Below are 9,501 nucleotides of genomic sequence, written 5' to 3'. Positions count from 1 at the left end.
GTGTTCGCATCCCACAGACGAACAGCACCATCCTCACTCCCACTGGCGATCATCGTCCCATCTGGACTAAACGATACGGCGATGACTCCAACCGTATGCCCGGTGAGCGTGTGGAGCTCGCCACCCGTGTTCACATCCCACAGACGAACAGCACCGTCCTCACTCCCACTGGCGATCATCGTCCCATCTGGACTAAACGATACGCTGGTGACCCTACTCGTATGCCCAGTAAGTGTGCGGAGCTCGCTCCCAGTGTTCACATCCCACAGACGGACAGTGTCATCCCAACTCCCGCTGGCGACCATCGTCCCATTCGGATTAAATGATACGCTGGTGACCAAACCCCTATGTCCGGTGAGCGTGCGGATGGAACCACCCGTGTTGGGATCCCACAGACGGACAGTGCGGTCACCGCTCCCAGTTGCGAGGGTCGTGCCATCTGGACTAAACGATACGCTGGTGATCCTACTCGTATGCCCAGTGAGTGTGTGGAGCTCGCTACCTGTGCTCGCATCCCAAAGACGGGTGGTGACATCCCAACTCCCGCTGGCGATCATCGTGCCATCTGGACTAAACGATACGCTGAGGACCGGAGCCCCATGCCCGGTGAGTGTGTGGAGCTCGCTACCTGTGCTCGCATCCCAAAGACGGACAGTATAGTCGTGACTCCCACTGGCGAGGGTCATCCCATCTGGACTAAACGATACGTTGTTGATTAAATCCGTATGTCCAGTGAGTTTGCGAAGCTCGCTACCTGTGTCCACATCCCACAGACGGATGGCGCGGTCCTTACCACCACTGGCGAGGGTCATCCCATCTGGACTAAACGATGCGCTGTTGACTCCAGATGTATGCCCGGTGATCAGTTTGAGTTCTTCGCCTGTCTGTGCGTCGTAAATCCAAGTCCCAATACTACTTACGACTGCCAGATGTGTGCCGTCTGGGGAATACTTTACTTCATTTATCTTCCCTTTGCCGAGACGTGCCTTAGCACTTTCGGGTAATGCCAACGTCGTGCCGTCTTGCGCAAAGGTGTCTGGCACGACAGTAAATATCGCCAAAAGTACAACTAAGATCGAAAATAGTGTAGTTTTCACGCGTAATTTCTCCTTATAGGTTCGCCATATTCATCTTTACCATTCCAGTCAGCCGTATGGCTTCTGCTCTTGTCAATACCGATTTCCTGATGCCCTAACTTTAATTTCCACATCTTCTCTTTCCACGAGATTCCCTCCTGAAAAGATGAGGCTGCGCTTTATCACTAAAGACTGAATCTGATGTCAAATCTTTTAACTTTTAACATCAAGTAAGGCAATAGGGTTTACATCGTATATCCTGAAAGGCGGATTTTAAGTCAGAAAAGGTGCAACATGGAAAAAAATTGTATATCTGACTATGAAATGTTGCGAAGGGAGGCTAACTTTCACGGAGGCTTCACGGAGGTTTTTGCGGACGTAGGCGTGACGTGGGTCGCCAAGAGGTAATATGCCACTTCTCCGTGAAAAACGAATGTGAAAACAGAATTAACGTATTGTATCAGTGTTTTTATGGTAGATTTGCAGGAGGCGAGGTTACAAACCTCGCCAGCGGAGGGGAGACGTTTTGTATTTTGAGAGCATCCACAGACTTTCGGGTTTTACCATAATTTACCGGTGGAATCGACGTTCCAATTCATCGCGTCCCATCTCGACGATGATAGGACGTGAGTGCGGACAATTGAACGGGAGTTTCGCCTCGGAGAGTTCCTTGATGAGGTTTATCATCTCTTTGGTATCCAATGTATCCCCGGCTTTGACTGCCGATTTGCAGGCGAGGGTTATCAAGGCGTTGTCGATCGCCTCTGGGATTTGGACCTCGGTATGGGGTGCTTCGGGAAGTTTGTCAAGCAGATCGGTGACGGTCTGTGCGGCGATGCGGGTCGGCAACGGCGATGGAATCGCACGAATTAGGATAGTATTCCCACCGAACTCCTCCAGATCGAAGCCGAGTTTCTTGAAGATGTCGCCGTGAATTTTGAGGACTCCAAGCTGCTGCGGTGTAACTTCTAAAGTTACGGGCAGTAGCAACCCCTGCACAGGAATCCCATCGGTTTCGACTTGGTTAACGAAACGTTCATAAAGGACGCGTTCGGCAGCGACGTGTTGGTCGATGAAGAAGATTTTTTCCTCCGCCTCAACGACAATGTAGGTCTTAAAGAGGTTCGTCTTGAGTTGGACATTCTTAAAGTCGAGCAGACTGAGATTTGCATCACCAGAAACCTGCTGGGGTGGCTGCACAACGATTTCAGTCGGTGTAGACGGCGTTTGCGCTTCCGAAGTCTGATCCGCGTCTTCCGCCTCTTGTGATGTTTGCGTGCGCGGTGCTTGTGGAATAGGCGTTGTCCGTTGCGCTCTCCCAACAACAGTTGGGGACCCCGGGGTGGAAACCCGTCGTGATAGGTTCGAATCGACCCTTCCCAGTGATGGGCGGAAACTTCGGCTCTCGGGGTCTTCCTCGGATTGCGTCGATTCAACGGGTGTCTCAATTTTGGGGATATATTTCGTCTTATGGAGAGCGTCGCGAAGCATCCGGACGACACCGCTATAAATTGTTCGCTCGTTCCGAAAGCGCACTTCGATTTTGGCGGGATGCACATTAACATCAACCGTTTCGGGTTCCAGTGTTAGTAACAGTAGGGCGACAGGTTGTCTATCCTTAGCAACCATGGCGTTGAGTGCTTCCGTCAATGCTGCACCGATGATCCGACTACGTATAGGTCGCTGATTGAGGAAAAAGAGTTGATACTCTCGATTCGGCTTCGTAAATTCGGGTTTACCGAGCAGACCGTACATCTTCAGGTCAGGCAGCTCCTCTGTAAATTCGATGAGGTTTTCAGCAAACTCTCTGCCGTAAAGGAGGCGAACGCGTTCGAGATATGAATCACAGGCGCGGACATCAAGAATCGATCTGCCGTTATGCGTCAGCGAAAAATGGATCTTCGGATGCGCGAGTGCCGCCCATGTCACCTGATTCGTGATATGGTTCATCTCGGTGGTATCGGTTTTGAGGAATTTTAGGCGTGCGGGGACATTGTAAAAGAGGTTATTAATGGACATGTGAGTGCCGGGGGAACACCCACTCTCCTGCACAGAACGAAAAACGCCGCCCTCAACATCCACTTTTGTTCCCTCAAGCGCGTCAGGGGTGCGGGTGAGGAGCTCAAATTGCGAAACGGAGGCGATACTTGCTAAGGCTTCGCCGCGGAACCCAAAGGTTTCAATATGCTCAAGGTCTTCAATACGGCCGACTTTGCTCGTTGCGTGGCGTTCTAAGGCGAGGAGCGCGTCCTCGCGTGCCATACCGACACCGTTATCAGACACACGGATGAGGCGTTTCCCGCCTGCCCGAATTTCGACACGGATCGAGGTGCTTTCCGCATCTACGGCGTTTTCAATGAGTTCTTTGACGACGGATGCAGGACGCTCGACAACCTCGCCTGCGGCGATCTTATTGGCAACATCTGCGGAGAGTATTTTAATTTTTGCCATTTTTTAATTTTACCTTACGGATTTTTAATTTTACCTTGCGGAGAAACAGAGTGCGTTTGGAACTTTGACGCGCCTTCCTCATATCCGCCTGCGTCGTTGTTGCAGGCTACCAAACCGATGAGACTTCCAAATCCCGTCAAGTCTTACGCGATTCAGCCTGATACAAGTAACAGTGGCACGAGTGCGTCTGTGTAAAATTGGTTGCGCCCGGATATTCGTCTTTACACATGGACATCACTTCTGGACAACGTGGGTGAAAATGACACCCGACCGGACGATTGATTGGGGAAGGCACATCACCCTCCAATCGAATTTTTTCAACGCCTGTCTGCTCATCCATCTTCGGCACTGCCGAGAGGAGTGCCCGTGTATAAGGATGCTTGGGTGAATCGAAAATCTCCTCCGTTGTCCCGCGCTCAACGATCCTACCGAGGTACATTACCGCCACTTCATCCGCAAAGTACTCAACAACGGAAAGGTTATGCGTGATGAAGAGGTAGGTGAGATTAAAATCAACCTGTAACGATTTCAACAGATTTAGTATTTGCGCTTGCACGGAGACATCTAACGCGCTGGTAGCCTCGTCACAGACAATGAACTCCGGATCAACGGCGAGGCACCGTGCAATGCCGATGCGCTGTCTTTGACCACCAGAAAATTCGTGCGGATAGCGGGTTACCATATCTGGAGATAAGCCAACACGACGCATTAATTCTGCGACCTGCGCCTGCCGTTCTTCGTCGGATGTACCAATACCGTGTGCCTGCATCCCCTCCTGAATAATAGCACCAACAGGCATTCGCGGGTTAAGGGAGGCGTAGGGATCTTGGAAGATAATTTGCATTCTTTTCCGATAGGGATGCATCTGTTGACGGGTGGTTGTCGCGATATTAATGCCATCATAAACGATGTCGCCTTCAACAGGCACGCCCAACCGGAGAATCGCTTTACCAAAGGAGGTCTTGCCAGATCCAGATTCTCCAACGAGTGCAAGCGTTTTGCCGCGTGGAATATCAAGGTTAACATTATCAACGGCGTAAACATACCCGACCGTCCGTTTGAAGATACCTTTCTGAATAGAGTAGTGGACACACAGGTCCTTTACCTGAAGCAGATTAGAAGATTGGAAGGTTGAAAGGTTCTCGGTTGGAAGGGTGGAAGACTGGAAGGGTGGGTCCCCATCCTTCCTTCCATCTCCTTCTTCGATTCTTTCTTCCTTTTCACCGGTTTCGAGGACCAGTTTTGTGTTCCCTATTAGTTTCGCATTAAATGGGGGTTCGGGATTGTAGAGATGACAAGCAACGTTGTGTTCACTGCCGTTGACAGCGTGTAACGTAGGCATAATGGTGTCGCATTCGTTCATGACTTTTGGACACCGATCAGCGAATCGGCAACCGTCATTATACTCGGTTGCTTTCGGGACTCTACCGCTAATTGTGTGTAACTCCATTCCGCGTTTATCCCGCGCGGGCGTCGATTCGAGGAGTTTTACGGTGTAAGGGTGCTGTGGCGTTTCGTAGAGCTGTTGCCATGTCCCCATCTCAGCGATTTTTCCGGCGTACATAACCGCAACTCGGTCAGCGATGTTGGCGACGACCCCCAAATCATGTGTAATCAGGAGGACTGCCATCTGCAATTCTTGCTGGAGACGTTGGATAAGTTCGAGGATCTGCGCTTGTATGGTAACATCAAGCGCGGTTGTCGGTTCATCGGCGATGAGGAGACCTGGACGACAGGAGAGTGCCATAGCAATCATAACGCGCTGCTTCATACCGCCAGACATTTGGTGTGGATATTCTTCGTAACGGGCAGCAGGTTCCGGAATACCGACGAGGTCGAGCATTTCAATTGCGGCATTCCTTGCGGCGGTACCGCGAAGGTCTTGATGTTCCTGGATTGCCTCTGATATTTGGTTCCCGATGGTGAAAACAGGGTTGAGACTGGTCATCGGTTCTTGGAATATCATGGCGATGTCGTTGCCTTGGATCCTCCGTTTCTCAACCTCAGACAAGCGTGCGATGTCTTGTCCTTTATAATAGACAGCACCGTCAGCAATGAACCCAGCAGGTTGCGCGATGAGTTGAATTATAGAGAGCGCGGTGACACTTTTACCGCAACCGGACTCCCCAACGAGCGCGAAAATTTCGTTCGGTTTGATGTCAAAAGAGACGCCATCAACGGCACGGGCAAGCCCTTCGGGCGTGCGAAAATAGGTTTTGAGGTTCTGTACACTAAGCAATGTATCGTCCATGAGACTACTATAGCATCGGATTTTGGAGAAGTCAAGGGAAATCGAGAAAAGAAATAACGGTTGATTTTTTCCTAAATTCGCGGTATACATAGTAAAGCAAAAAATAAGTAGAGTACTTAAGACGGAAATTAGATCATTGGCAGGAGGAGAGACGATTATGGCAGCACGGCGTTTTTTGACAGCAGAGCAAGGTGTGGAACAACTTCTGAAAGCAACGCCACCCCTTCATTTTACTGGAACGACAAAAACAGAGTGGCAAGAATGGAGAAGAAGATTCCGGCGCAACCTCGTCAAGGACCTGGGACCTTCGCCGGAAGCATTGCCGTTGGAAGTTGAAGTCTTAGAGGAGATAAAACGGGACGGTTACACACGAAAAAAGATAATCTTCAACCCAGATCCATTTTCTTCGATCCCGGCGTATGTCTTAATCCCAGAAAGTGCGAGCGCGAAGAATCCAGCACCTGGGGTCCTATGTGCCCATGGACACGGCGTCGGTAAAGACGGGGCAGTCGGAATTGTGGAGGACTATCAGAAACAGTACGCTGTGGAATTGGCGCGGCGTGGTTTTGTGACATTAGCACCCGACTGGCGGTGTTTCGGTGAACGAAAGGACAGAGACGAGTGGGTGCGCCGCCCCGGTCGCGATGGATGTAATGTTGCTTATCTCGCATACGGGTACTTCGGCTATCAACTGATGCAACTGAATATCTCAGACGGACAACGGTGTTTGGACTATCTCCAGTCGCTCCCCGAAGTCGACTCGCGTCGTTTAGGATGCATGGGATGTTCATTCGGTGGCACGATGACGACCTACATTTCCGCCCTGGATCAGCGCGTGAAGGCAGCCGTTATTGTGTGTTATCTCAGCACATTGACGGATGCATTAAACGACAGAGGGCGGGGGAATACGTGCGGTTCACAGTTTATGTTCGGGCTTAGGAAAGCCGGGGACATCGCGGACGTAGCAGGACTGATTGCCCCGAGAGCGTGCATGACGCAGATCGGTTCGGATGATATGTGTTTTATCGAATCAGACGCTTTGACAGCGTTCAGACAACTGGAAAACATCTATACAGCATCAGGAGCACGGGACCAATTGGTGTTGGACCACTTTCAGGGTGAACATGAAATTGATTTGGAGATGGGCATTGCGTTTTTGGAAGAACGCTTATGAGAATATAGGTGCTCTCCAGAAATACAACATTACTTCACAATGCCCACCGCAGTCTGCCTTAGACATCGAAAAGGCGCATATAATCGTCGAGTGTTTCAACGCGGCGGATACAAGTAAAGTTACCGCCATCAACAAGATACTCCGGCGGACGCATCTTTAGATTGTAGTTGGAACTCATGGCGTGACAATAAGCACCGGCATCGCAAACGACAAGCCCGGCACCCTCATGAGGTGTTGGGAGTGTACGCCCCTTGCCAAGAAAATCTGCGGATTCGCAGACGGGACCGACGACATCGTAGGTTTCAATTGCACCATCAATCGGTTCGATAAACTGGATATGCTGATAGGCATCGTAGAGGCTTGGTCGGATGAGTTCTGACATACTACCATCAGTGACGATAAAATGCTTGTTACCGTTGGTTTTCACACCCGTGACACGATTGACAAAGACAGAAGTATTGCCAACGAGAGAACGACCGGGTTCAATAATGAGTGTAATCTCCTTAGGTAGCAAATCACGGATAGAATCAATGAGATTGGACGGTGTCGGAATCTCCTCACCCGTGCGTTCATAATCAATTCCCAAACCACCGCCGATATTGAGATAACGCGGCGAAAACCCCTCCGCTTGAATCCCACGTATGAAAGCGAGCATAATTTCAGTAGCGTCTCGGAAGATTCGCACCTTCTTAATCGTTGACCCCAAGTGGCAATGGACACCCACTAAATTCAATAATGGATCCTTACGAATTTCGTTTAAAAACCAATCAAGCCGCTCATTACGGATACCGAACTTGGAATTCTTCATGCCCGTAGAAACATACGGATGCACCTGTGGATCGACATCCGGATTGATACGGATGAGGACATTGGCAGGTTCGTTGAGGTTTTTTGCGGTCTGTTGAATGTGCGCTAAATCGAATTCACTATCAATGTTAATCAGCACTCCGTGTTCAACAGCGAGTCTGAGCTCTTCAAGCGTTTTCCCGTTGCCGTTTAGGATTGTCCGCTTCAGATCGAAGCCTGCCGCGAGTGACATCTGTAATTCGTTGCCGCTGACAAGGACCGCACCGCTGCCAAGCGTGCTGAGACGTTTGATTAAGGCGAGATTGTTATTCGCTTTAATCGCATAGCCGATGATTGAATCGATTCCGTCAAGTGCTTTCTGATATGCGGTGTAGTTCGCCTCCAATTGCGCAAGGCTGTAGAGGTAGAATGGACTGTAGGGTACCTGCTCTTGAATGTCTTTAACCCTCAATTTTTCGCAGTAGAGGTACCCGTCTTTGTAGTGAAAACTCATCTGTTTTTGAATAGGCTCCTTTTAATATTCGCGTTTGTGCCAGTCGTCTTCAAAGAGATTGAATGAACCTGCACGATATGGATGTTCAGCGATGAGGTCTTCATTTAACACCATACCGAGTCCTGGTCCATTAGGCAGACTAAAATAGCCATCAATGACTTCAGGACACCCAGTAGCAGCCTCTTTAACCCACGCTTCAGAGAAATCGTTAAAATGTTCCTGAATTTTGAAGTTAGTCGTGCCAGCAGCAAAGTGCAAAGCGGTTGCTGTGGAGACAGGCCCACCGACGTTATGCGGTGCTACCGTCATATAACACATATCGCCCATCGCCGCGATCTTCTTGGTTTCCAAGAATCCACCTGTCTGGGTAATGTCGGGCTGCAGGATATCCGCTGCTTGTAAGTTAATTAATTCCCGGTATTCATACTTGTTGTGGAGCCGCTCACCCGTAGCAACAGGGAGATTAATCTTTTCAGCAGCTTTTGCGAGTGCCGCGATGTTGTCCGGTGGTACAGGTTCCTCAACCCAACTCGGTTGAAATTTCTCCAACTCTGCAGAAATTTCGATTGCCATATACGGGCTAAACCGACCGTGCATCTCAACAAGAATTTCGACATCAGGTCCGACAGCATCACGAACTGCTTCAACGAGTCCAACAGACTTTAACTTCTCCTCATAAGAGAGCTCATAATAGCCAGCACCGAACGGATCGAATTTGAGTGCTCGGTAGCCTTTTTCAAGTACACGTTTGGCAGCGGCGTGAAATTCTTCCGGTGAACGTTCAACACGATACCAACCGTTGGCATACGCCTTGATTTTATCGCGGCAGGCTCCACCGAGTAAGCGGTAGACGGGTTGGTTCAATGCTTTACCGACAATATCCCAGCATGCGATCTCAATCACACTGATACCGGTTGCAACGATTTCACCGGCGCGACCATAATCGTCGCGGAAGAGACGTTGGTAGAGGTCCTCGGTGTTAAAGGGATCGCTGCCAATGACATGCCGTCGTTTCGCACCATCAATATAAGCGACAAGTGCGTCTGTCCGGTTGTTCATCCGCACTTCACTGACACCGGTTAAGCCTTCGTCGGTTTCAACTTTCACAAACGTTAGATTGCGCCAACTGGTTCCCATGACAAGGGTCTTGACATCTGTAATCTTCATTTTTTAAATTATGGACCTTACTCGCCTGCGCCGTTGTTGCAGGCGGTTCCTCGTTAAAACCAAGCCCTTGCTGCATCTCAAA

Annotated in this window: 6 protein-coding genes; 1 reads left to right on the top strand and 5 read right to left on the bottom strand. The window is 49.9% G+C overall.

Going from position 1 to position 9,501, the window contains the following annotated elements:
- The 3 genes from J4G07_08275 to J4G07_08265 all read right to left on the bottom strand — a co-directional run.
- On the bottom strand, positions 1-1,127 hold a 1,127-nt coding region (locus J4G07_08275), incomplete at its 3' end, for a WD40 repeat domain-containing protein (protein ID MCE2413985.1).
- Between the two features lie 519 nt (positions 1,128-1,646).
- On the bottom strand, positions 1,647-3,527 hold the full coding sequence (gene mutL, locus J4G07_08270; protein MCE2413984.1) for a DNA mismatch repair endonuclease MutL: 1,881 nt from the start codon (positions 3,525-3,527) through the stop codon (positions 1,647-1,649).
- Between the two features lie 136 nt (positions 3,528-3,663).
- Complete coding sequence (locus tag J4G07_08265) at positions 3,664-5,778, bottom strand: ABC transporter ATP-binding protein (GenBank protein ID MCE2413983.1); 2,115 nt, start codon at positions 5,776-5,778, stop codon at positions 3,664-3,666.
- 157 nt (positions 5,779-5,935) lie between these two features.
- Between J4G07_08265 and J4G07_08260 the strand changes: the two genes are divergently transcribed.
- Positions 5,936-6,952 (top strand): dienelactone hydrolase family protein, encoded by a 1,017-nt coding sequence (locus J4G07_08260; GenBank protein MCE2413982.1) that lies wholly within the window; start codon positions 5,936-5,938, stop codon positions 6,950-6,952.
- A 58-nt stretch (positions 6,953-7,010) separates the two neighbouring features.
- On the opposite strand, the gene lysA is transcribed toward J4G07_08260, so the two are convergent.
- Together lysA and J4G07_08250 are read right to left on the bottom strand one after the other, a co-directional pair.
- Positions 7,011-8,252: a diaminopimelate decarboxylase gene (lysA, locus tag J4G07_08255; GenBank protein ID MCE2413981.1), complete on the bottom strand. Its 1,242-nt coding sequence runs from the start codon at positions 8,250-8,252 to the stop codon at positions 7,011-7,013.
- Positions 8,253-8,273: 21 nt separating this feature from the next.
- Positions 8,274-9,419 carry a mandelate racemase/muconate lactonizing enzyme family protein gene (locus J4G07_08250; GenBank protein ID MCE2413980.1) on the bottom strand — a complete coding sequence of 382 codons (1,146 nt, stop codon included), beginning with the start codon at positions 9,417-9,419 and terminating at the stop codon, positions 8,274-8,276.
- Positions 9,420-9,501: the final 82 nt, after the last annotated feature.

The sequence above is a fragment of the Candidatus Poribacteria bacterium genome (genome assembly GCA_021295715.1).
Classification (GTDB): domain Bacteria; phylum Poribacteria; class WGA-4E; order WGA-4E; family WGA-3G; genus WGA-3G.
Note: the sequence above shows the minus strand (reverse complement) of the source record. Positions and strands in the feature narration are given on the sequence as shown.